The 22224-nt window shown below is 58.8% G+C and carries 21 protein-coding genes, 1 pseudogene and 1 riboswitch; of the genes and pseudogenes, 17 read left to right on the top strand and 5 right to left on the bottom strand.

Going from position 1 to position 22224, the window contains the following annotated elements; genetic code table 11:
* From F560_RS25010 to F560_RS0110120, 13 genes and pseudogenes are all read left to right on the top strand, one after another.
* Positions 1-204, top strand: a 204-nt coding sequence (locus tag F560_RS25010) for a transposase (RefSeq protein ID WP_019005628.1), incomplete at its 5' end; no start/stop codon positions are given.
* A 60-nt stretch (positions 205-264) separates the two neighbouring features.
* A pseudogene (gene lacZ, locus F560_RS0110175) lies at positions 265-2802 on the top strand (beta-galactosidase, LacZ type); the annotation flags it as partial.
* Positions 2803-2955: 153 nt separating this feature from the next.
* Positions 2956-4506, top strand: coding sequence for a glucose-6-phosphate dehydrogenase (gene zwf / locus F560_RS0110170; RefSeq protein WP_019005626.1), 1551 nt, complete (start codon positions 2956-2958; stop codon positions 4504-4506).
* Positions 4507-4621: 115 nt separating this feature from the next.
* Positions 4622-5248 carry a YhbD family protein gene (locus tag F560_RS0110165; protein ID WP_019005625.1) on the top strand — a complete coding sequence of 209 codons (627 nt, stop codon included), beginning with the start codon at positions 4622-4624 and terminating at the stop codon, positions 5246-5248.
* Positions 5249-5261: 13 nt separating this feature from the next.
* Positions 5262-5942, top strand: coding sequence for a hypothetical protein (locus F560_RS0110160; RefSeq protein ID WP_019005624.1), 681 nt, complete (start codon positions 5262-5264; stop codon positions 5940-5942).
* Between the two features lie 13 nt (positions 5943-5955).
* Complete coding sequence (locus tag F560_RS0110155) at positions 5956-6651, top strand: hypothetical protein (RefSeq protein ID WP_019005623.1); 696 nt, start codon at positions 5956-5958, stop codon at positions 6649-6651.
* A 58-nt stretch (positions 6652-6709) separates the two neighbouring features.
* Positions 6710-8239, top strand: a complete 1530-nt coding sequence (locus F560_RS0110150; RefSeq protein ID WP_020621277.1) for an MDR family MFS transporter — start codon at positions 6710-6712, stop codon at positions 8237-8239.
* Positions 8240-8355: 116 nt separating this feature from the next.
* Positions 8356-8399, top strand: a riboswitch (PreQ1 riboswitch).
* 127 nt (positions 8400-8526) lie between these two features.
* Complete coding sequence (gene queC / locus F560_RS0110145) at positions 8527-9201, top strand: 7-cyano-7-deazaguanine synthase QueC (protein WP_019005621.1); 675 nt, start codon at positions 8527-8529, stop codon at positions 9199-9201.
* The gene (gene queD / locus F560_RS0110140) at positions 9198-9647 is read left to right on the top strand and encodes a 6-carboxytetrahydropterin synthase QueD (protein WP_019005620.1); all 450 of its coding nucleotides are present in this window, start codon (positions 9198-9200) and stop codon (positions 9645-9647) included. Before queC ends, queD begins: the two co-directional genes overlap by 4 nt.
* Before the next feature lie 16 nt (positions 9648-9663).
* Positions 9664-10374, top strand: a complete 711-nt coding sequence (gene queE, locus F560_RS0110135; protein WP_033395989.1) for a 7-carboxy-7-deazaguanine synthase QueE — start codon at positions 9664-9666, stop codon at positions 10372-10374.
* Between the two features lie 31 nt (positions 10375-10405).
* Positions 10406-10903 (top strand): preQ(1) synthase, encoded by a 498-nt coding sequence (gene queF, locus F560_RS0110130; protein WP_019005618.1) that lies wholly within the window; start codon positions 10406-10408, stop codon positions 10901-10903.
* 509 nt (positions 10904-11412) lie between these two features.
* The gene (locus F560_RS0110125; RefSeq protein ID WP_019005617.1) at positions 11413-12999 is read left to right on the top strand and encodes a peptide chain release factor 3; all 1587 of its coding nucleotides are present in this window, start codon (positions 11413-11415) and stop codon (positions 12997-12999) included.
* An 89-nt stretch (positions 13000-13088) separates the two neighbouring features.
* Complete coding sequence (locus tag F560_RS0110120; protein WP_019005616.1) at positions 13089-14279, top strand: alpha-D-ribose 1-methylphosphonate 5-triphosphate diphosphatase; 1191 nt, start codon at positions 13089-13091, stop codon at positions 14277-14279.
* Here F560_RS0110120 and sspI read toward each other — a convergent pair.
* Entirely contained in the window at positions 14249-14482 is a 234-nt protein-coding gene (gene sspI / locus F560_RS0110115) for a small acid-soluble spore protein SspI (protein WP_019005615.1), read from the bottom strand. The two genes, F560_RS0110120 and sspI, sit on opposite strands and share 31 nt — an antisense overlap.
* 119 nt (positions 14483-14601) lie before the next feature.
* Between sspI and F560_RS0110110 the strand changes: the two genes are divergently transcribed.
* Both F560_RS0110110 and F560_RS0110105 read left to right on the top strand, forming a co-directional pair.
* Complete coding sequence (locus F560_RS0110110) at positions 14602-15267, top strand: potassium channel family protein (RefSeq protein WP_019005614.1); 666 nt, start codon at positions 14602-14604, stop codon at positions 15265-15267.
* On the top strand, positions 15254-16099 hold the full coding sequence (locus F560_RS0110105; RefSeq protein WP_019005613.1) for a TrmH family RNA methyltransferase: 846 nt from the start codon (positions 15254-15256) through the stop codon (positions 16097-16099). The genes F560_RS0110110 and F560_RS0110105 overlap by 14 nt, the downstream gene beginning before the upstream one ends.
* Before the next feature lie 183 nt (positions 16100-16282).
* Here the strand turns inward: F560_RS0110105 and F560_RS0110100 are convergent, their stop codons facing one another.
* Positions 16283-17125, bottom strand: a complete 843-nt coding sequence (locus F560_RS0110100) for an aldo/keto reductase (RefSeq protein WP_019005612.1) — start codon at positions 17123-17125, stop codon at positions 16283-16285.
* 15 nt (positions 17126-17140) lie between these two features.
* Positions 17141-18367, bottom strand: coding sequence for an MFS transporter (locus F560_RS0110095; RefSeq protein ID WP_019005611.1), 1227 nt, complete (start codon positions 18365-18367; stop codon positions 17141-17143).
* 138 nt (positions 18368-18505) lie between these two features.
* On the opposite strand from F560_RS0110095, the gene F560_RS0110090 reads away from it, so the two are divergent.
* Entirely contained in the window at positions 18506-18886 is a 381-nt protein-coding gene (locus tag F560_RS0110090; RefSeq protein WP_019005610.1) for a winged helix-turn-helix transcriptional regulator, read from the top strand.
* A gap of 92 nt (positions 18887-18978) precedes the next feature.
* Here F560_RS0110090 and glsA read toward each other — a convergent pair whose 3' ends face one another.
* Both glsA and F560_RS0110080 read right to left on the bottom strand, forming a co-directional pair.
* Positions 18979-19926, bottom strand: a complete 948-nt coding sequence (glsA, locus tag F560_RS0110085) for a glutaminase A (RefSeq protein ID WP_019005609.1) — start codon at positions 19924-19926, stop codon at positions 18979-18981.
* An 82-nt stretch (positions 19927-20008) separates the two neighbouring features.
* Positions 20009-20827, bottom strand: coding sequence for a TerC family protein (locus F560_RS0110080; protein WP_019005608.1), 819 nt, complete (start codon positions 20825-20827; stop codon positions 20009-20011).
* 341 nt (positions 20828-21168) lie between these two features.
* Here F560_RS0110080 and F560_RS0110075 point away from each other — a divergent pair, with 341 nt between their 5' ends.
* Positions 21169-21444, top strand: a complete 276-nt coding sequence (locus tag F560_RS0110075) for a HesB/YadR/YfhF family protein (RefSeq protein WP_019005607.1) — start codon at positions 21169-21171, stop codon at positions 21442-21444.
* Positions 21445-22224: the final 780 nt, after the last annotated feature.

The following is a 22224-nucleotide window of genomic DNA, read 5'->3' as shown; positions in this document are numbered from 1 at the left end:
GCCCGATCCGAGTACGAAAACGAATTATGGTTCAAAGACTTGCAGCGTTACCGTGCAGCTGGAGAAGCGAAGATTAGTCTTCTCAAGCGGAAGTACGGTTTGAACCGCAGCAGGTATCGGGGCTTTGTCGGCTCAAAATGCTGGGTCGGCTTCGGGATTCTGACCCACAACCTGCAAAGAGCGGCAAAAATGCTCCAAAACTAACATGGAAACCGATCATTAGGGAAAGTTCCCCCTCACAACCCAGCCAGCAACCCGAAACTATTTTTGAAAATCGACTTTTTCAGGAGCAACTATATAAAGGAAGGGGAAAACCGGCTGGCGGTTGAGGTGTACCAACGCAGTACGGGCGCCTGGCTGGAGGATCAGGATTACTGGCGATTCTCCGGTATTTTTCGAGAAGTGTATCTGTACACCATACCGAAAGTCCATGTGCGGGATTTACAGGTGCGGGCCACCCTGGACGATTCGTATCGGACCGGGCTGCTTGGGCTTGAGCTGCGGCTGGAACAACCGATGGCAGCCCGCGTTCAGGCGGAGATCCGGGATGCGGAGGGGAGAAGCCTGGCCGTCCTGGAGTCGGATTTCCGGGAGGACGGACGCGCAAAGCTCGCTGCCGAGGTGCCGGAGGTTCATCCATGGAGCGCGGAACTGCCTTATTTATATTCGCTTATCCTTCGCCTTTACGATGAAAAAGGGCAATTGACAGAGGTCATTCCGCAAAGAATCGGATTCCGACGGTTTGAGCTTGTGGACAAGGTAATGCGGCTGAACGGCAAACGAATTGTATTCAAAGGCGTAAACCGTCATGAGTTCAACTGCCGAACCGGGCGGGCGATTACGCGCGAGGATATGCTGTGGGACATTCGCACGCTCAAGCAAAACAACATCAATGCCGTCCGCACTTCCCATTACCCGAATCAAAGCCTTTGGTACGAATTATGCGACGAGTACGGGCTGTATGTAATCGACGAAATGAATTTGGAGACGCATGGCTCATGGCAAAAGCTGGGCGCTGTCGAGCCGTCCTGGAACATTCCCGGAGACAAGCCGGAATGGCGGGATATCGTCATGGATCGGGCGATTTCGATGCTGGAGCGGGACAAAAACCACCCTTCGATTCTCATCTGGTCATGCGGCAACGAATCCTACGCCGGGCAGGTTCTGCGCGAGGTGGCGAATTATTTCCGCGAAAGGGATCCGAGCCGTCTCGTTCATTATGAAGGTGTGTTTCACAACCGCGCCTATGATGACATCAGCGATATGGAAAGCCGCATGTATGCCAAACCGGCGGACATCGAAGCTTATTTGAACAGCGATCCCGGAAAGCCGTATATCAGCTGTGAATATATGCACGCCATGGGCAATTCGGTCGGCGGAATGCACAAATACACGGAACTGGAGCAGAAATATGAGCTGTATCAGGGAGGATTTATCTGGGATTTCATCGACCAGGCGGTGGTGAAGAAAAACCGCTACGGTGAGGAATATTTGGCGTTCGGCGGCGACTTTGCCGATCGGCCTACGGATTATAATTTTTGCACGAACGGACTTGTGTATGCGAACCGCGTCGTATCGCCCAAAATGCAGGAAGTCAAATTCCTGTACCAGAACGTCAGATTGATTCCGGACCGCTGCGGCATAAAGGTCAAAAATGAAAACCTGTTCGCCGGACTGGACGCCTATGCGCTCGTTTGTACGCTTTATCGCGAAGGCGAAGAGGTGTTCCGGACGGTTCTCTACCCGCAGGCGGCTCCGCAGAGTGAAACCTATTTGGCCCTGGATCTCCCCGATGTGGAAGGAATGCCTGGGGAATATGCGCTTCACGCTTCGCTGATTTTGCGTGAGCGGGAGCTGTGGGCCGATGCCGGTCATGAAGTCGCGTTTGGGCAGTATGTATTTGTCGTCGAGGAGACGGCCGAGCCGGTATTGCCGGAAGGGAAGATTCGTGTCGTCCGCGGTGATGTGAACATCGGCGTTCATGGCGACGGTTTTAATATCCTGTTTTCCAAAGGGGTAGGCAGTCTGGTGTCCTTACGCTACCAGGGCCGGGAAATGATCGCTATTCCGCCGGCTCCGCTGTTTTGGAGGGCTACGACCGATAATGACAGAGGCATGGGCCAAGGCTTCCATGCAGGCGGGTGGTTTGCGGCAAGCCTGGCGCCTAAATGCGTTTTTGTCGGACTGGAGGAGCAGGCCGGGCAGGTCGACGTGACCTTCCGCTATGCGTTGAATATTCATGCGGATGTAGCTGTGACTGTGGTCTACACGGTGTACGGGGACGGCAGTCTGCGGGTGAAGTGCCGTTACGAAGGGGCGCCTGGACTGCCCGATTTGCCGATATTCGCCCTGTCTTTCAAAATCCCCGCCGAATATAGCGAGCTGGATTGGTATGCGCTGGGACCGGAAGAGAATTACGCCGACCGCTCCCAAGGGGCCAGATTGATCCGCTTTCGGAACAGGGTGACCGACAACGTATCGGGTTATGTCGTTCCCCAGGAGTCCGGAAACCGTACGGGCGTACGGCGAGTCGACATCACCGATGCCGGCCGCCACGGCTTGCGGATTTCCGCCCCGCCCCGGGCGCCGGTCGAGTGCAACATATCGCCGTACACCGCTTTTGAGCTGGAAAGCGCGTACCACCATTATGAGCTGCCCGACGTTCATTACACGGTCGTTACCGTAGCCGGCAAGCAGGCGGGCGTAGGCGGCGACGATAGCTGGGGCGCACCGATCCAGAAAGAGTACCGCATCCCGTCGGACGGTATTCTGGAGTTTGAATTCAAGATCAGTCCGCTGTAAAATCCAAAGACACCTCCATCACCGACGTCGTCGATGGAGGTGTTTTTGCTTGAAATCCCCAAATGGAATCCCCAAATCGATAGCAAACGCCGGTCAATTGTGATAAACTACAATACGTGTATCTAAAATTCTGATGATAGAAAGATGAGGACCATGGCAGATAAAACGTTGGACACTTTCGCCGCCGCTGACGGCGCTGTTTATTTTATTTTCGGCGCTACGGGCGATTTGGCCCGCCGCAAGCTGTTTCCCGCCCTGTACAGCTTGTATCTCGAAGGGAAGCTGGGCGAGCGGTTCGCGGTGGTCGGACTGGCGCGCCGCGTTCGCACGGACGAACAGTTCCGCGACGACGTGTACGAGTCGATACGGGAATTTTGCCGGTACAAGCCCGACGACGCGAACTGGAACTCATTTGCGGCTCATTTTTCCTACCATCCCCTGGATATCGGCAATGTAGACGGCTTCCGCGAATTGAAGGCCGCGACGGAAGCGCTGGAAGCCCGCTATTCCATTCCGGGCAACCGGCTGTTCTATTTGGCCCTCGCTCCGGAGCTGTTCGGCACCGTATCCCGCAACCTCCGCGACGGCGGCATGCTGGAGAGCGCCGGCTGGCACCGTCTGGTGATCGAGAAGCCGTTCGGCTACGATTACCCGTCCGCCGAGAAGCTGAACGAAGAAATTCGTCAAGTGTTCCGCGAGGAGGAAGTGTTCCGGATCGACCATTATCTCGGCAAGGAAATGGTGCAGAACATTCAGGTTATCCGGTTCGCCAACGCCTTTTTTGAGCCGCTTTGGAACAACAATCATATCGCCAATGTGCAAATCACGCTGGCCGAGACGGTCGGCGTCGAAGAGCGCGGCGCTTATTACAACAAGTCCGGAGCGCTGCGCGACATGGTGCAGAACCACATGCTGCAGATGCTGACGATGATCGCCATGGAGCCTCCGGGCCGCCTCGATCCCGAAGACATTCACGACGAGAAGGTCAAGGTGCTGCGCTCCGTGCGGAGCTTCCGCTCCGCCGAAGACGTAAGAAAGCACGTCGTCCGCGGCCAGTATACGGACGGGGAGCTCAAGGGCCAAGCCGTCAAAGGGTACCGCAACGAGGATTCGGTTCCGTCGGATTCGACGACCGAAACGTTTTTTGCCGCCAAGCTGTTCGTGGACAATTTCCGTTGGGCGGGCGTACCGTTCTACGTGCGTACGGGCAAGCGGATGCCGGTCAAATCGACCGAAATCGTCATCGAGTTCAAGAACGTGCCGAACAACGTCCTGTTCGCGAGTCGGCAGCAGCTTCAGCCGAACCTGCTCGTCATCCGGGTAAACCCGATGGAGGGCATCTATATCAAGATCAATGCCAAGAAGCCCGGCAACGATATGACGATCCAGCCGGTCGCGATGGAATTTTGCCAAAGCTGCCAGGTCGGCATCAACACGCCGGAAGCGTACGAGCGGCTGATCTACGACGCCGCCCGCGGGGATTCCACCTACTTTACCCGTTGGGACGAGCTGGCGGCCGCATGGAAACTGGTCGATCCGATCGCCGAAGCCTGGAGCCAATCGTCGGATGATCTGGCGTTCTATCCGGCCGGAAGCTGGGGACCGGCCCGCGCGGAAGAGTTGCTGCGCGAAGACGGGTTCCACTGGTGGCCGGTGAACGGGCAAGACGAGGACAACGTGATTTGGGTCACCAACACCAAATAACACCGGCAAATGCATAGGCATCCGCCTCGTTCGCTTTCGCGGACGGGCGGATGTTTTTCGGCTTTACAACGTAACAATGTTATGTTACATTATCATTGAAAGAGGTGATGAATCGATGTCCGGACGGGAGTTGATATCGAAGAAGGAGCTTCTGGAGCTGACCGGCATTTCCTACGGCCAGCTGTACAGATGGAAACGGAAGCAGCTGATTCCCGAAGACTGGTTTATCCGCAAATCGACCTTTACCGGGCAAGAGACGTTTTTTCCGAGAGAGCTGATTCTGTCCCGGATCGACAAAATCATAAACATGAAGGAAGATCTTTCGCTGGATGAGCTGGCGGACAAATTGTCGCCGTATTCGTACGATCTGAACTTGCGCAAAGACGAAATCATAAAACGTAACATTGTTTCGAGTGTGGTGATGGAGCGCTTTGCCGCCCGCGATCCGGCGAACACCGTGTACGCGTTCGAGCAGATTTTGTTTCTCTACGTGGCCGACCGGCTGCTGCAGGACGGGGCGATGAACCTGGACGAGGGCGAGCTGCTGCTGTCCGTCTTGAAAGAGCATTTCCCCAAATTCGAAGGCAAGGCGTGCGAGCTGATTTTTATCCGCAAGATGGGCGTGCCCGTTTTCGCGCTTGTGTCGATGCCGGCCGAGCTGCATTTCGAGAGCGGCGCCAAGGTGGTCGCCCGCGTGCCGCTGGCCGAATGCGCGGAACGATTGAAGCTGATGCTGACGTAAGGAGGAAGGAAGGATGGAGCAAGACAACCGTCCGGATTTGAATATTAACGGGGTCGGCAGCGCCGCAGGAGGCCGTTACCGGCAGTTGACGATTCATGGGGTCGGCAAGCTTGCGGGGGCTACCGTCTCCGATTCCTTTATGGTCAACGGCCAGGTCAAGACGGATGGAGACGTGCGGACCGGCCGGCTGCACTGCAACGGCCATATGGTTGTGGGCGGCGGATTGTCCTCGGGAGAAGCGCGCATCGACGGCATGGTCCGGGTTCGGGGCGGAATGAACGGGGAAAGGATTTACGTCAACGGAGGACTGCACGTGCGCGGAGACTGCGAGGCGGAGACGTTCCAATCGAACGGCTGGTTCGACGTGGAAGGGCTGCTGAACGCCGGAGAGATGGAGATTCGGATACAGGGAAAATGCGCGGCGAGGGAAATCGGCGGCGAGCGGATTCGCATTCTTCGGGGCGGCGCAGGCGGCTTTAAGCGTTTATGGCAACGGATCGTCCCAAAGCTTGCGATTCGGCTTACGGCGGATACGATCGAGGGCGACGACATCGAGCTGGAAAACACGACGGCGGCGGTCGTCCGGGGAAACCGGGTCAAGATCGGCCAGGGCTGCGCGATCGGGCGGGTTGAATACCGCAGCGAGCTGCTCGCGCATCCGCAGGCGAAAATCGAACAGCGGGTCCAAGGATAAGGAGGCGGAAAAGATGACGGCAACCGCAAGCGGCGGCTCGGCCGCCGCCAGCCGCCCGAATTTGAGGCTGGTCGGCACGACGGAATCGAACGGCGGCGAATTCGGCAACGTCAAGATCGTGGGCGAATGCCGGCTGAACGGCGATACGAAAGCGGAGACGTTCAAATGCACCGGAAGCGCATTGATCAAAGGTTCCCTGCACAGCAGGAGCGTAAAGCTTACCGGCGATTTGCGGGTGGACGGGGAGATGAGGACGGGCCGGTCCGCCATCACGGGCGAGGTGAACGTATCCGGAAACGTGACGGGCGAGCGGTTCAGACTTGTCGGACAACTGGCCGTGGAAGGCGATTGCGAACTTGAGACGCTGGAAGGGGGAGGGGGCTTTCGCATCGGCGGATTGCTGAGCGCGGATCGGCTCGATTGGCGTCTGCACGGCCCGTGCGAAGCCCGCGAGATCGGCGGCGGAGCCATCGCGGTCAAGCGCAGCCGGATCGTCAAGTTGAAGGACCTGCTGCTGCCGTCCGCTTACGCCGGGTTGACGGCGGCGTCGATCGAAGGGGATGTCGTCGAACTCGAGCATACCCGGGCGGACGCGGTCCGCGGCAACCGGGTGGTCATCGGTCCCGGCTGCGAAATCGGCGTTGTGGAATATCGACATTCGCTGTCCGTGGCCAAGGGAGCGAAAGTGGGACAACAAATCAAAACGTAGCGGTAACAACTTTTAACCGTTTGGAGTGAATCTCGTGACAACTCAACAACGAAACCGGATGGGCCTGATTATGGCCGGACTTATGCTCGGCATCTTTGCGGCGTCCATCGACAACACCATCGTCTCGACGGCGATGGGAACGATCGTGAGCGATCTCGGCGGATACGACCAATTTGTTTGGGTGACCTCCGCTTACCTGGTGACGGAAATGGCGGGAATGCCGATTTTCGGCAAGCTGTCGGATATGTACGGGAGAAAACGGTTTTTCGTATTCGGCATCGCCTTGTTCATCCTCGGTTCCGTATTGTGCGGGACGGCGAGCAGCATTGTCGAGCTCAGCATTTACCGCGCGATTCAGGGAATCGGCGGCGGCGCGTTGATGCCGATCTCGTTCGCGATTCTGTTCGACGTGGTGCCGATGGAGAAGCGGGGCAGCATGTCGGGCGTGTTCGGGGCGGTGTTCGGCGCGTCGAGCCTGTTCGGGCCGCTGCTCGGCGCCTATATTGTGGACCATATCCATTGGAACTGGATTTTCTACATCAACGTGCCCATCGGCCTGGCCTCGCTGCTGCTCGTCCTGTTTTATTACAAGGAATCGGTCGAGCACGCCAAGCAAAAAATCGACTGGTGGGGCGCGGTTACGCTCGTCGGGGCGGTCGTCTGCCTGATGTTCGCGCTTGAACTGGGAGGAACCAAGTACGCCTGGGATTCGGCGCCGATTGTGACGCTGTTCGCCTCCTCGGCGATTCTGTTCGGCATATTCCTGTTCGCGGAGACGAAGGCGTCCGAGCCGATCGTGTCCTACTCGATGTTCAGGCAGCGGCTGTTCGGATCGAGCGCGCTCGCCAGCTTGTTTTACGGGGCGGGGTTCATTCCGTTTGCGATGTATATTCCCATCTACGTGCAGGGCGTGCACGGAGGCTCGGCGACGAACTCGGGGCTGATTCTGCTGCCGCTGACGCTCGCTTCGGTCGTCGCCGCCCAAATCGGCGGCTTTCTGGCCGCCAAGACGGCTTACCGGAACATCATGATCGGATCGGCGCTGATCTTCATTCTCGGGGCGTTTCTGCTGAGCACGATTACGCCGGACACCTCCAACGCCGAGCTGACGGCGTACATGATTATAACGGGATTGGGCGTCGGCTTCTCGTTCTCGGTGCTCGGGATGGCGGGCATGCACGGCTTCGACGCCAGCAAGCGGGGAGCGGCCAGCTCGTCGATGTCCTTTTTGCGGTCCCTCGGCATGACGGTCGGGTTGACCGTGTTCGGCATCGTGCAGCGCAACGCGCTTGCGGCGGAAATGGCGGACGCCTTCGGCGGCGGGGCCGGCGCGGGAGGCGTCCATTCGCTGGCGGATATCCGCCAATCGCTTACGCCGGAGAAGCGCGCTGAACTGCCGTCGGACGTGCTGAACCGGATCGTGGACGCGCTGTCTTCCTCGATCGCGCACATGTTCGTATGGGTGATCGTTCCCGCCATCCTGGCGCTGCTTGCGGTACTGTTCATGGGCACGGCGAAGCTGAAGCTTCCGGCCCAAGGCGAGCGGAGCAAACGGGCCGGCGCCGCCGAATACGGCGGCGGTCATTGACGGGCGGCCGCCGCAAAAACTTCCTGTTCTCATCTCCGGGCGGCTATGTTATAGTACGGAGGAAAACTAAAGAAGAATTCCGGAAGGCGGCTGCGCCGTGCGGTGCGGGGCGTCCTCCGGGAGAGGTTCGCGAACTCCCTCTATAAAAAACTATCCATTACGGCGGCCCGCAAGGGTACCGTCGTTTTGGCGTTCGGCGCGAAGAGAGGCAACCGATTCGCGCCGATTCTTTAGTTTGCAGCGGGAAGTCAAGGAATCTCTCTCTTCGCAAAAAAGGGAGATGCAACTTGAACCAGACTGTCAATCGCTCAAAAGCGGTCGTCGTGTTCAGCGGCGGCCAAGACAGCACGACCTGTCTTTTCTGGGCGCTGGACCGCTTCGAAGAAGTGGAAGCCGTTACGTTCAATTACGGCCAGCGCCACAAGCTGGAGCTGGAATGCGCCGCGGCCATCGCGCGCGATCTCGGCGTCAGGCATCACGTGCTGGATATGTCGCTGCTCAATCAGCTGGCGCCAAACGCGCTGACCCGCAGCGATATCCCCATCCGGCAGGAGGAAGGGGCGCTGCCGACCACGTTCGTGGACGGGCGCAATCTGCTTTTCCTTTCGTTCGCCGCCGTGCTGGCCAAGCAGATCGGGGCGAACCATATCGTGACCGGCGTATGCGAGACGGACTTCAGCGGGTACCCGGACTGCCGGGACGTTTTCATCAAATCGCTCAACGTTACGCTTAATCTGGCGATGGACTATCCTTTTGTCATCGATACGCCGCTGATGTGGCTCGACAAGGCCGAAACGTGGGAGCTGGCCGACCGGCTCGGCGCCTTCGAGTTCGTCCGCGAGCGCACGCTGACCTGCTACAACGGCATTATCGCGGACGGCTGCGGGGAATGCCCGGCATGCCGGCTGCGCCGCAACGGGCTGGAGCGCTATCTGGCGAAAAAGGAGGCGGCCCGCCGATGATGCAGCAAATCTACCCGTCCGTCGCTCACCCATACGAATACGAGTTGAATAAGGATATTCAATTTGCCGCGGCCCACTATATCCCGTCCGACGAGGCCGGAAAGTGCCGGAAGCTGCACGGCCATACGTATTTCGCCAATATCACGGTTGCGGGCGACGAGCTCGACGCCTCGGGCTTTCTGGTCAATTTCGCCAAAATCAAAGAGCTGATTCACGATCGCTTCGATCATACCGTCCTGAACGATGACGCCGAGAGCTTCGATTCCGAATCGCCCGACCGGTTTCCGACAACCGAAGTGGTGGCCCGAACGATTTACGAGATCGTGCAGCGCTACCTGGACGGTACGGCCAACCGCCCGCGCTGCGTGCAGGTGTATGTAAGAGAAACCCCCACAAGCTACTGCATCTACAGGCCGAAGCTGAAAGAGGGGGATCGCCGTGGGTGATCGGCGGCTGCCGGTGATGGAGGTTTTCGGTCCGACCGTTCAAGGCGAAGGCATGGTGATCGGGCAAAAAACGATGTTCGTCCGGCTGGCGGGCTGCGACTACCGCTGCGTCTGGTGCGATTCGGCCTTTACCTGGGACGGCAGCGCCAAGGCGGACATCCGGATGCTGACCGCGCATGAGGTGCTGGCCGAGCTGACGGCAATCGGCGGCGACGCGTTCGCGCACGTCACGCTGTCCGGGGGCAACCCCGCCCTGTATCCGCAGCTTGACGAGCTCATCGGTCTGCTGCACGCCCGGGGCATCGGCGTCGCGGTCGAGACGCAGGGCAGCCGCTGGCAGGACTGGTTCCTCGCCGTCGACGAGCTGACCTTGTCCCCGAAGCCTCCGAGCTCGGGCATGGTGCCGGACCTGCGGGTGCTGGACGATATCGTGGAACGTCTTGCGGAGAGCGGACGGGCGAGAGCGTTCAGCCTGAAGATCGTCGTGTTCGACGACGCGGACCTGCAGTTTGCGGCCGACATCCATCGGCGCTATCCCGATGTGCCCTTTTATTTGCAGGCAGGCAACGGGGAGCTGGCCGAAACGGACGAGAAGCGGCTGCTTCCTTATTTGATCGGGCGGTACGAATGGCTGATCGGACGCGTGATGGAGCATCGCGCGCTAAAAAACGTTCACGTGCTCCCGCAGCTTCACACGTGGGTGTGGGGCAACAAGCGGGGCGTTTGATTCGCAATACGAAAGGAAGGCGGGAGAGCGCATGGCTGGAAGAAACGAAAACGAACTGAAAGGCGTTACGCTGCTCGGCAACCAGGGGACGAAGTATCCGACCGAATATTCGCCCGGCATTTTGGAGACGTTTGAGAACAAGCATCCGTACCGGGATTATTTTGTCAAATTCAACTGTCCGGAATTTACGAGCCTGTGCCCGATCACGGGACAGCCGGATTTCGCCACGCTCTACATTTCCTATATTCCGGACCTGAAGATGGTGGAAAGCAAGTCGCTGAAGCTTTATCTGTTCAGCTTCCGCAACCACGGCGACTTTCACGAGGACTGCGTGAACGTCATCATGAACGACCTGATCGAACTGATGAACCCGCGGTACATCGAGGTGTGGGGCAAGTTCACGCCGCGCGGCGGCATCTCGATCGACCCGTACTGCAACTGGGGGCGGCCGGGAACGAAATACGAGCGGATGGCGGAGCACCGTTTGCTCAACCACGACATGTATCCGGAAAAGGTGGATAACCGGTAACCGGCGGCATCGCGCCGAATGGCTAAGGACGCGCGTGCGGCGAAAGGCCGGTACAGGCTTGGTTCTATTTCGGTAGAGCCGAGCCTGTTTTGTTTTCCAATGCCGATGCTCCTCGCCCAACCTCACGGACTCAGCGGCCCTTATTTTGGGGAAATGGGCAAGATTTTAAAATCCGGCGGACTCAGGAGCCGCTATTTGCTCGCCATGGTCTTTTTTTCCGCATTCGAACGGCAAATAACGTCCTCTGTGTCCGGTCAAAATTCCGAATCCTGCGATCCGCGTCAAATAACGGCCTCTGGGTCCGTTACACGTGGACCGTTGCATGTAGACACGTTGCACCCCGCGCCTCCTTCAAGACCGCCACGCTCCCCCAGTCCAGGATTTCCGCGTGACGGCGCAACGATCGTCTGTATGGCCAAGGAATATGCATGAGCGAAAACCGCGATTGCCGCGGTACAATATGCTATAATGAAAGCTGTCATTTTTCCATGGAAGGGAACTTTAAGCCAATGAGCCAATCTATCCGCGAAGAACTGAAGCAAGAGACGGCAAGGCGCCGCACCTTCGCGATCATATCCCACCCCGACGCGGGCAAAACGACGCTGACCGAAAAGCTGCTGCTGTTCGGCGGCGCGATTCATATCGCCGGTTCGGTCAAGGCGCGCAAAGCGGCGCGCCACGCGACCAGCGACTGGATGGAAATCGAGAAGCAGCGCGGAATTTCCGTCACTTCTTCGGTCATGCAGTTCGAGTACAACGGGCACAAGGTGAACATTCTCGATACGCCGGGCCACCAGGACTTCAGCGAGGACACGTACCGGACGCTGACCGCCGCCGACAGCGCGGTCATGCTGATCGACGTCGCCAAAGGCGTCGAGGCGCAGACGATCAAGCTGTTCCAGGTGTGCGCCAAGCGGGGCATTCCGATCTTTACGTTCATCAACAAGCTGGACCGCGAAGGACGCAATCCGCTCGACCTGCTCGAAGAGATCGAGCGCGTGCTCGGCATCCGTTCGGTGCCGATGAACTGGCCGATCGGCATGGGCCGCGAGCTGTGCGGCATTTACGACCGGATGAAGCAGCAGGTCGAGCTGTTTCAGGGCAATGACCATTCCACGATCGAGGTCCGCAAGACGGAGAGCTACAACGACCCGATCATCCGCGAGATGGCGGGCGATTATTTGGCCGACCAGCTCGCGCAGGATCTGGAGCTGCTGGATGTGGCCGGCGATCCGTTCGATTACGACAAGGTGCTCAGCGGCAAGCTGACTCCCGTGTTTTTCGGCAGCGCCATCAACAATTTCGGCGTGCAGACGTTTCTGGAAAACTTCCTGCAGCTTGCGCCCGCGCCGACGCCGCGCCGCAGCACGGACGGTCCCGTTCCGCCGGACAGCGAGAAATTTTCGGGCTATATTTTCAAAATCCAGGCCAACATGAACCCGGCCCACCGCGACCGGCTCGCTTTTTTGCGCATTTGCTCCGGCAAGTTCCAGCGCGGCATGACCGTCAAGCACGTGCGCGTCGGCAAGGAAATCAAGCTGTCCCAGCCGCAGCAGTTTCTGGCGCAGGACCGCGAAATCGTCGATACCGCCTATCCCGGCGACATTATCGGGCTGTTCGACCCCGGGATTTTCCGGATCGGGGACAGCCTCAGCGAAGGCAGCGCCATTACGTTCGACGAGCTGCCGACGTTCTCGCCGGAGATTTTCTCCAAAGTCAGCGTTAAAAACGCGCTGAAGCACAAACAGTATCTCAAAGGTCTGGACCAGCTCACCGAAGAGGGCATGGTGCAGGTGTTCCGGTCGGTCGGGCCGTTCGAGGACACGTATCTCGGCGTTGTCGGCCAACTGCAGTTCGACGTGTTCGAATACCGGATGAAACACGAATACGGGGTGGACATCCAGCTTGCGCGCACGCCGTTCCAATTCGCAAGGTGGATTGTCGCCGACAAGGTCGATCCCTCCAAATTCCGCATCAACTCGACCCTGGTCAAGGACAAGAACGACAATTACGTGGCGCTGTTTGAGAACGAATATGCGATGCGGACGGCGATGGAGCGGATGCCGGACGTGCAGTTTCTCGAGACGGCTCCGTAAGGCGGGGCCAACGCGGGCAAGGCGCATCCCGGCTTGACTAAGCCGGGTGTTTTCTTCTATCCAGTCCGGAAGAAAGGTGGCGGAGCCAAGTGATCGGGCGGTTAATCGTCAAAGGGGGAAAAGTCGTTCAACCGCACGGCATTGCCGAGGCGGACGTCGTGGCGGAGAACGGACGGATAACGGCAATCGAAGCGTGGGGTGCCGTGCGGCGGGCCGAACCGGGCGACACCGTCGTCGACGCAACCGGCGCCTGGGTGCTGCCGGGTCTTGTCGATATTCACTGCGATGCGATCGAAAAAGAGGTCGAGCCGCGTCCGAATACGCTGTTTCCGCTGGAGATGGCGTTTCTGCAATTCGAGCGCAAGCTGGCGGGTCACGGCATCACGACGATGTACCATTCTCTGTCGCTCGGGGTAGGCTTAAGCCTCCGCGGGGAGCATCTGGTGGCGGAGATGATCCGGCGCATCGCCGAATTGCGCAAGGAGCGGGCGATGATCCGGCACGGCGTCCATTTGCGCTACGAGGTGTCGCATCTTACCGGGTTTGCGCTCGCGCAGCAGTGCATCGAGCAGGGACTGATCGATTATTTGTCCTTTATGGACCACGCGCCGGGCGTCGGACAGTATAAGCGTCCCGGATCTTTTGAAAAGTATGTTATGAAAAACCAGGGCGTCGGCCCCGAAGAAGTGAAGCAAATCGTGGCGGAATTGCAGGAGCGCCGCAGCAGGATCGATTGGGGGAGGCTGACGGCGCTAGCCGCCGAAGCAAGAAGCAGGGGCATTGCGGTCGCCTCGCACGACGACGATTCCCCGGAGCAGGTCGACCGTTCCAAAGCGCTCGGAGCCGGCGTCGCGGAATTCCCGCTTAACCTGGAGACGGCGGCCTATGCCGCCCGCCAAGGGCTTCACGTCTGCGTCGGCGCGCCCAACATCGTGCGCGGCGGATCCCACGACCGCAACCTGACGGCGCTGGACGCGATCCGCGCCGGGGCCGCCGGCATCCTATGCTCCGACTATCACCCGGCATCGCTGCTGCAGGCGGTCTTCGTTCTGAAGCGGGAGGGGATTCCGCTCGAACAGGCGGCGGCGATGGCCTCGCTTAACCCTGCGCGCGCGCTTGGACAGCACGAGAGGATCGGATCTTTGGAACCGGGCAAGCTGGCCGATCTTTTGGTCGTCAGAACGGTTCGGGATTGTCCGCTTGTCGCCTGCGCGGTCGTGAACGGAACCGTCGTGATGGAGACGAGGGATTATGTCGATTTCGCGGAATCGTCTTTGTGAATTTGCTCGTAGAGAACTTTGACCATGCGTTCCCGGTCTTCGTCCGGACTGTGCGTCCAAATCATTTCGAAAAGCACGCCGAGGCCGGGCAGGAGGACTTCCGCGTTGCCGACCGAATCCTGAATGACCTCCCTCAGCTCGTCGCGGCTGTTGTCCTTCACCCGGTAAATGATGGCTTCGCGCAAACTCATCGTCGATTTCACGGGCGAACCTCCTTCGCGTTATCCCGTTTAGGGTTGCCACTAGCGCTTGCGGATATGCCCGAAGCGCTATGCTATAATAAAATTCAATGGATGCAAACGGAAAAGGGAGCTGTCGTTTCATGGCCAAAAAGCAGTTCGCCGTCATCGGTCTCGGCCGGTTCGGGTCCAGCGTCGCCAAGTTTTTGGCCGAAATGGGCTACGAGGTGCTGGCGATCGACGAAGATCAGGAGCGCGTGCAGGACGTCGCCCATATCGTCACGCATGCGGTATCCGCCGACACGACGGATGAAGAGGCGATTCGGGCGCTCGGCATCCGCAACTTCGACGTCGTCGTGGTGGCGATCGGACAAAACATTCAGGCGAGCATTTTGACCACGCTGATCCTGAAGGATCTGGGCGTCCCCCAAATTATCGCGAAGGCGCAGAACGAGCTGCACGGCAAGGTGCTCAGCAAAATCGGCGCCGACAAAGTCGTGTTCCCGGAGCGGGACATGGGCCTGAGAGTGGCGCACCATCTGATTTCGCCGAACATATTGGAGCATATCGAGCTGTCCAGCGACTACAGCATCGTGGAAATGAAAGTGCCGTCTTCCATCGTCGGCAAAAGCCTGAAGCAGCTCGACATCCGGGTCAAATACAACTGCAACGTGCTTGCGGTCAAGCGGGACGGCGAAATGAACATCACCCCGCGCCCGGACGAATCCCTGCGCGCGGACGACGTGCTGGTCATCGTCGGCCGCAACGAGCAGCTCACCCGATTGGAGCAGGCGTATGCGGAAGCTTGAACCGGCTTTGACTTCGGTAGCCAATCCGCGGGTGAAAGGGTGGGCGAAGCTGTCCGAACGCAAGCACCGGCAGCGGGAGGGCCGCTTCAAGCTCGAGGGCGTTCATCTCGTCGCCGAAGCGCTTGCCGCCGGCTGGCCGCTGGAGTGCGTCGTTTTCGACGAAGGCGCGGGCATTCCGCCGGAGCTCGTCCAATTCGCGGAGCGGGAAGAGGCGCAGGGGAACGGACCGCTCTGGATTCCGGCGTCGCCGGATGTGATCGCCAAGTGCAGCGAGACGGAGACGCCGCAGCCGGTGTTCGCCGTCGCGCTTCGCGTCGAGCGGAAGGCGGAGCAGCTGTTCCGCGGGGAGGGCGGACCGGTCGTCGTGCTGGACGGCGTGCAGGATCCCGGCAATGTCGGAACGATCATCCGCAGCGCCGCGGCCAGCGGGGCAAGCGCCGTCGTGCTGGGCAAAGGAACGGCGGACCTGTACAACGCCAAAACGCTGCGTTCCACGATGGGCGCGTTGTTTTCCATACCGGTCATGGAAGCCGATCTGCCGCAGCTGCTGCCCGAAGCGAAAGCGCGCGGCATTCCGCTGTTCGGGACAAGCCTCAAGGCGACGGAATCCTGCTACGCGTGCGATTTGTCCGGCAGCCCTTGGCTGCTGCTGGGCAACGAAGGCGCCGGGCTTTCGCCCGAGGTCATGGAACTGGTCGACCGTCCGATCATCATTCCGATGACCGGCCGGACGGAATCGCTTAACGTCGCCATGGCGGCGACGGTGCTGCTGTTCGAGGCGCAGCGGCAGCGGCTTGTCCGCCTCCGTCATCCTTCCTTTCCAAGCTCCTAAGCCTTTATCTTGCACTGAATTCAACATCCGCGAATCCGCCAAGGGCTGGAAAACGATTGGGTTTGGCTCCCGATCCCTTTCCGGCTTTGAAGGCTCGGCGGGAACGCCGGTCCGGATTCGTTCAGCTATCGGAGCCCGATAGCTGAACGGCGGGAGCTCGAATGCGGCTCCGCTAGCGGCGAATCAGAAATCGAAGTTGTCCGGATCGGGACCGACCCGGCGGTTCTCGTTCAACCGGTCGATGCGCTCGACGTCCTCCGGCGCCAGCTCGAAATCGAAGACCCCGGCGTTTTCGGCGATCCGGCCCGGTTTGGTCGACTTCGGAATCGTGACGACGCCGTGCTGCAAGTCCCAGCGCAAAATAATCTGGGCCGCCGTTTTGCCGTATTTGCCGGCGATTTCCGCAATGACGGGATGGTTCAGCAGTTGGCCCTGCATAAGCGGCGCCCAGGCTTCGAGCTGAATGCCGTGCTCCCGGCAATACGACCGCAGCTTTTCCTGGGTCAACAGCGGATGGAATTCGACCTGGTTGACCATCGGCTTGATTTCGGCGTCCCGCATCAGGTCTTCGAGATGGTGAATCTGAAAATTGCTTACGCCGATCGCTCTGACCCGCCCCTGCTTATACAGGGCTTCCAGCGCCCGCCACGCCTCTTTGTACTTCCCTTCGACGGGCCAGTGGATCAGATACAAATCGAGCACATCCAGCCCCAGCTTGTTCAGGCTCGTATCGAAGGCGGCCAGTGTCTGCTCGTAGCCCAGATCGGCGGTCCACACTTTGGACGTCACGAACAGCTCTTCCCTTGCAAGTCCTGTCTCCGCGAGCGCTTCGCGGATCGCTTGGCCGACGCTTGCTTCATTTTTGTAAATCGCCGCGGTATCGATGCTCCGGTAGCCGTGCTTGACCGCGAATTTAAGGGCTTGGACGAGCTCGTCTCCCTCTTCGACTTGAAAAACCCCGATGCCGAGCCAGGGCATTCGCACCCCGTTGCGAAGCGTTGTCGTATCCTGAAGATGTTTTGCCATTTTTATTTTCCTCCTTTAAAATCCTTGAGAATCGAGAACCCGCTTGGCGCTGACTGCCTTGGAATCCCTGTTTTCCAGCAAACGCGCCCAAACCGTCAGCAGGACGGCGGCCGCAACCATCAAGGCGCCGACCCACGGGGTATGCATGAGCCCAAGGGTGTCCGTCACGATTCCCCCCAGATATGCTCCGAGGGCAATGCCGGCATTAAACGCCGCAATGTTGATCGCGGAAGCCACGTCCACCGCTTTCGGAACGAACCGCTCGGCAAGAATCACCACATAGACCTGAAGGCCGGGAACGTTCATGAACGCGAGCAGACCCATTAAAAAGACGGTGATCAGGCTTGCCGCCGGGTACGGTGCGGTAAAGGTGAAGACGAAAAGCACGGCGGACTGGATCAAAAACATGATCAGCAGCGCGGAAACGGGGTTGCGGTTGGCCGCTTTTCCTCCAATGGCATTGCCGATGGCAATCGCCGCGCCGTAGAGCACGAGAATGAGCGCGACCGTTTTTTCCGGGAATCCGCTGATTTCGCTAAGCACCGGGGACAAATACGTATAGACGACAAAGGTACCGCCGTACCCCAAGGCCGTGACCGCAAACACGAGCAGCAGGCGGCCGTTCGCCATCACCTTGGCCTGATCCCGAAAGGTGACCGGATTTCCTTTCCGCAATCCCGAAGAAGGAACCAGCGTCAGATTGGCGAAGAAAGCGGCAATGCCGGCTGCGGTGATGAGCATGAAGGCGATTCGCCAGCCCCACTCCTGTCCGATATAGGTTCCCAGGGGCACCCCGATGACCGTCGCGATCGTAAGGCCGGAAAACATGATCGAAATGGCGCTGGCCCGCCGGTTCTCGGGCACCAGATCGGCGGCGATGGTCGAGCCGATGGACATGAAGACGCCGTGCGAAAACGCCGAGATGACGCGCGCCGCCAGCAGCACGCCGATGCCGGTGGCGGAAGCGGCCAAGGCGTTCCCGACGATAAACACGATCATGATCCACAGCAGCAACGTTTTTCTCGCGACTCCGGAGGTAAGGGCCGTCAGGACGGGCGCTCCGAACGTGACTCCCAAAGCGTACAACGTAACGGTCAATCCCGTGGTCGTGACCGATATATGCAAGTCTTCGGAGATAAGCGGGAGCAGTCCGACGCTGATAAACTCCGTCGCTCCGATGGCAAATGCGCTGATCGCCAGCGCAAATAGCGCAAACGCGCTTCTCCTTTGATTCTGAGGCATGTTCTCTCGACTCCTGCGGTATGGTGTTGCCGGTCGGCGAATGTTATTATGAAGGATGCGGATGCCGAAGAACAGTACGTACTTTGAAGTACTATAGATACTAAAAAGTGCCTATACAAGCAGGGGAGTGGATGCGTTTTGATCAAGAAAAAGTACAACATTTCGGTGGAAGCGACGCTGGAAGTGATCGGGGGCAAATGGAAATGCGTCATTCTTTGCCACTTGACGCGCGGCAAAAAACGGACAAGCGATTTGAAACGCAACATGCCCAACATCACGCAGAAGATGCTGACGCAACAGCTTAGGGAATTGGAGCAGGACGGCATCGTAAGACGGATTGTCTACAACCAGGTGCCGCCGAAAGTGGAGTATGAGCTCACCGAGTACGGATGGAGCCTGAAGCCGATTCTGGACGCTCTTTGCGCCTGGGGAGAAAAGCATATTATCCGCGAATACGGAGACAAGTTCGCGGTATTGGAAGACAACGTGCTGAATCACGACGCGCAGGAGGTGCGGTAACGGCCGGAGCTTTTTTTCATCAACGAGCAAAAAATCCGGCGCGGAGCGGCCGGCCTTTCGGGCAGTTCGGCCGGCGTCCGCGCCGGGCTTGATTAAAACATGCTCCAGTCGAATTCGCGGGACAGCGTCTCCATCAGGTGCACGCCCGCGATGCTGTTGCCTTTGCCGTTGAGCGCCGGGCCGACGACGCCGATGCCGTACCGTCCCGGCACCATCGTCAAGATCCCGCCCGACACGCCGCTCTTGGCCGGGAGCCCGACTTGAATCGCGAATTCCCCGGAAGCGTTGTACATCCCGCACGTCGTCATGAACGTTTTGGCGATTTGGACATACCGCCGCGGAATGAGCGGCTTGCCCGTGATCGGATCGGTGCCGCCAAAGGCGAGAACGAGCGCCATCCGCGCGATATCGGCGCAGGTGACGCTGACGGAGCAGTGGCGGAAGTAGACGTCGAGCACCTCTTCCACGTTGCCCTCGAGCACGCCGCGATCCTTCAGCAAGTACCCCATCGACCGGTTCAGGTTGGCGGTGGCGGCTTCCGACTCGTAAACGCTCTTGTCCACGTCGAGGGAAGGATTGTCCGCGAGCTGCCGGAAAAACGCCAGCACGCGGCCGGTCTTCTCCTGCGGGCTCGAGCCTGCGATCAGGGAAGTGACCGCGATCGCTCCCGCGTTGATGAGCGGGTTGAACGGAATGCCCGGCTGCACCAGTTCCAGCTTCAGCATCGAATTGAAGTTGTCCCCGGTCGGCTCCATCCCCACCTTGTCGAAAACGGCGGCTTCCCCGTTGTCCATCAGCGCCAGAATGAGCGTGAATACTTTGGAAATGCTCTGCATGGTGAACGCGATTTCGCAATCCCCGGCCGAAGCGGTCCGCCCGTTCCCATCCATAATGGCGATCCCCAGCGCATCCTTGGGCATCTTGGACAGCTCGGGAATATAGGAGGCCACCTTGCCGTGCGCCGAGCGCTTCCGGCTTGCCTCTACGAAGCCGGGCAGTTTCTCCCGTATCCGCTCGAATTCGATGTCGTCCGAAGGCATGATGGATTCCTCCCTCGTTTTTCCAAACGCTTATGTTTGCCTTATTATACCGCAGTTCTTTTCATGAACCAATGGAGCGGCGTTACCCCGTTTTCTTGTTTAATTTCGCCGCCTCCGAGCGGCCGTTCTCCGCGCCTGCCGCTTCGGCCTTTTTGCCCGACAGAAACCAGCCCGCCGCGGCGATCAGCACGAGCACGACGTAGAAGGTCGTTTTCCAGACGGCGCTTTCGGCGAACGAATGGGGCAGAATATGCAGCGACTGGTGAGCCAGCGTATGTACCGCCAGCTTCACGCCGACCCAGCCGACGATTGCGAATGCGGCGAGTTCGAGCGCGGGACGGGCATGCAGCAGCTTCACGAAGAAGTTGGCCGCAAACCGCATGATGACAAGGCCGATGATGCCCCCGGCCAGAACGACGATAAACTGTCCGCCGTCCATCCCGCCGATCGGACGAATGCCGCTCGGGGGCAGGGCGACGGCGAGCGCGACGGCGGCCAGGATCGAGTCGATCGCAAAGGCGATGTCCGCCAGCTCCACCTTGATGACGGTCGCCCAGAAGCCCGATTTTTTGCGGTTCTCGGCAACGGCCGCTTTTTCTTCCTCGGCGTTTTTCTTTCGCACGAACTTGACGATGTTGTGAACGGAAATAAACAGCAGGTACAGGGCGCCGATCGCTTGGATTTGCCAGACGTCGACCAGCAGCGAAATGACGAACAGCGACGCAAACCGGAAAATAAAGGCCCCCAGCAAACCGTAAAACAGAGCCTTTTTGCGGTCCTTCTCGTCCAGATGCTTGACCATGATGGCCAGCACCAAAGCGTTGTCCGCGGCCAGAAGCCCCTCCAGCGCCACCAATATGACCAATACCCACCCGTACTCGAGCAAAAGCGAAAAATCCATCGTTATATGCCTCCTTTTTCCAAATCATGTATCAAATAAAAAGACCTTTGCCACGACTGTTAGCATCTCCTTAACGGAGCTTCACAATCGCGGCAAAGGTCTCGCTAGCAATGAATACATTGCCAATAAAGCCGGAGACGGCGGTCTCGTAGTGACGACTTTATTGAACAGCTACTCCCCTTTTGCGGGTATGGAATTGTGATCAAGTTCTAATCGAATCTTAAACGATTTGATCCGCGCTGTCAATGAAGCCGGCCGGCGGCTTGCTTGTGAAGGGAAGCGGGCAGGCAGTATAATGAACTTGCTGTTGTTGTCAGTTACAGGGGAAAGGGGTATGCCGCATGGAATTGTCCGTGACGCCGTCCGCCGTGGCGTGCTTTAAGCGCGAGTGGGGGTATGAGAGCGGCGACGTGATCCGAATCTTCGTCCGTTACGTCAGCGGAGGCCCCGAGCCGTACGGTTTCGGCATTATGAAGGACGAACCGATGGACCCGGCCGCCGTGGTGAAGGCTGATTCATTTACGTTTTATATGGAGCAAAAAGACAGCTGGTTTTTGGACCGCAAAAACCTGACGATCGACTGCCATAACGGGGATATCGTGTTCAAGGTCGAATAACGCCGCGCCGGCGCGTTTGTCTTTGGTTGCGCGAGATTTCGAATGGAAAAAGACATTTGAACGGATGGCGTTCATTTGTCTTTTTTTGTCGGATAGATCCAATCGTTTGGCCCGGCCTACGGGCTTTTTCATTGGAAAAAATTCACCATACATTCCAAAAAGGGGCGAAAGGAGCCGCCGCTCGGGGCTAAATCGAGTGAGGTACTGAGCGGACTACATGGCGGGTCAGCAGCAAGGCTGGGGGTAAAGAGGGGTACTGAGCGGACTACATGGCGGGTTGGCAGCGAGGCCGAGGGTAAAGAAGGGTACTGAGCGGACTACATGGCGGGTTGGCAGCGAGGCCGAGGGTAAAGAAGGGTACTGAGCGGACTACATGGCGGGTTGGCAGCGAGGCCGGGGGTAAAGAAGGGTACTGAGCGGACTACATGGCGGGTTGGCAGCGAGGCCGGGGGTAAAGAAGGGTACTGAGCGGACTACATGGCGGGTTAACAGCGGGGTTGGTAGCAAAGAAGGGTACTGAGCGGACTACATGGCGGGTTGGCAGCGGGGTTGGTAGCAAAGAAGGGTACTGAGCGGACTACATGGCGGGTTGGCAGCGAGGCCGGGGGTAAAGAAGGGTACTGAGCGGACTACATGGCGGGTCAGCAGCAAGGCTGGTGGCAAAGAAGGGTACTGAGCGGACTACATGGCGGGTTGGCGTCGGGGGTGGCGGGAAAACGGTCAGTCGCCGTTTTTTTGTGGCCTTCGGGCCGGCTTCGGCTCATAAAATAAAAACGCCGT

This window comes from Cohnella laeviribosi DSM 21336 (genome assembly GCF_000378425.1).
GTDB lineage: Bacteria > Bacillota > Bacilli > Paenibacillales > Paenibacillaceae > Cohnella > Cohnella laeviribosi.
This window is presented reverse-complemented; position numbering and strand designations above follow the sequence as displayed.

What these genes read in the sequence shown, in the direction of transcription:
- zwf (WP_019005626.1), top strand. Translation starts at nt 2,956, where the DNA reads ATGGCAGATAAAACGTTGGACACTTTCGCCGCCGCTGACGGCGCTGTT.
- F560_RS0110165 (WP_019005625.1), top strand. Translation starts at nt 4,622, where the DNA reads ATGTCCGGACGGGAGTTGATATCGAAGAAGGAGCTTCTGGAGCTGACC.
- F560_RS0110160 (WP_019005624.1), top strand. Translation starts at nt 5,262, where the DNA reads ATGGAGCAAGACAACCGTCCGGATTTGAATATTAACGGGGTCGGCAGC.
- F560_RS0110155 (WP_019005623.1), top strand. Translation starts at nt 5,956, where the DNA reads ATGACGGCAACCGCAAGCGGCGGCTCGGCCGCCGCCAGCCGCCCGAAT.
- F560_RS0110150 (WP_020621277.1), top strand. Translation starts at nt 6,710, where the DNA reads ATGGGCCTGATTATGGCCGGACTTATGCTCGGCATCTTTGCGGCGTCC.
- queD (WP_019005620.1), top strand. Translation starts at nt 9,198, where the DNA reads ATGATGCAGCAAATCTACCCGTCCGTCGCTCACCCATACGAATACGAG.
- queE (WP_033395989.1), top strand. Translation starts at nt 9,664, where the DNA reads ATGGAGGTTTTCGGTCCGACCGTTCAAGGCGAAGGCATGGTGATCGGG.
- queF (WP_019005618.1), top strand. Translation starts at nt 10,406, where the DNA reads ATGGCTGGAAGAAACGAAAACGAACTGAAAGGCGTTACGCTGCTCGGC.
- F560_RS0110125 (WP_019005617.1), top strand. Translation starts at nt 11,413, where the DNA reads ATGAGCCAATCTATCCGCGAAGAACTGAAGCAAGAGACGGCAAGGCGC.
- F560_RS0110110 (WP_019005614.1), top strand. Translation starts at nt 14,602, where the DNA reads ATGGCCAAAAAGCAGTTCGCCGTCATCGGTCTCGGCCGGTTCGGGTCC.
- F560_RS0110105 (WP_019005613.1), top strand. Translation starts at nt 15,254, where the DNA reads ATGCGGAAGCTTGAACCGGCTTTGACTTCGGTAGCCAATCCGCGGGTG.
- F560_RS0110100 (WP_019005612.1), bottom strand. Translation starts at nt 17,125, where the DNA reads ATGGCAAAACATCTTCAGGATACGACAACGCTTCGCAACGGGGTGCGA.
- F560_RS0110095 (WP_019005611.1), bottom strand. Translation starts at nt 18,367, where the DNA reads ATGCCTCAGAATCAAAGGAGAAGCGCGTTTGCGCTATTTGCGCTGGCG.
- glsA (WP_019005609.1), bottom strand. Translation starts at nt 19,926, where the DNA reads ATGCCTTCGGACGACATCGAATTCGAGCGGATACGGGAGAAACTGCCC.
- F560_RS0110080 (WP_019005608.1), bottom strand. Translation starts at nt 20,827, where the DNA reads ATGGATTTTTCGCTTTTGCTCGAGTACGGGTGGGTATTGGTCATATTG.
- F560_RS0110075 (WP_019005607.1), top strand. Translation starts at nt 21,169, where the DNA reads ATGGAATTGTCCGTGACGCCGTCCGCCGTGGCGTGCTTTAAGCGCGAG.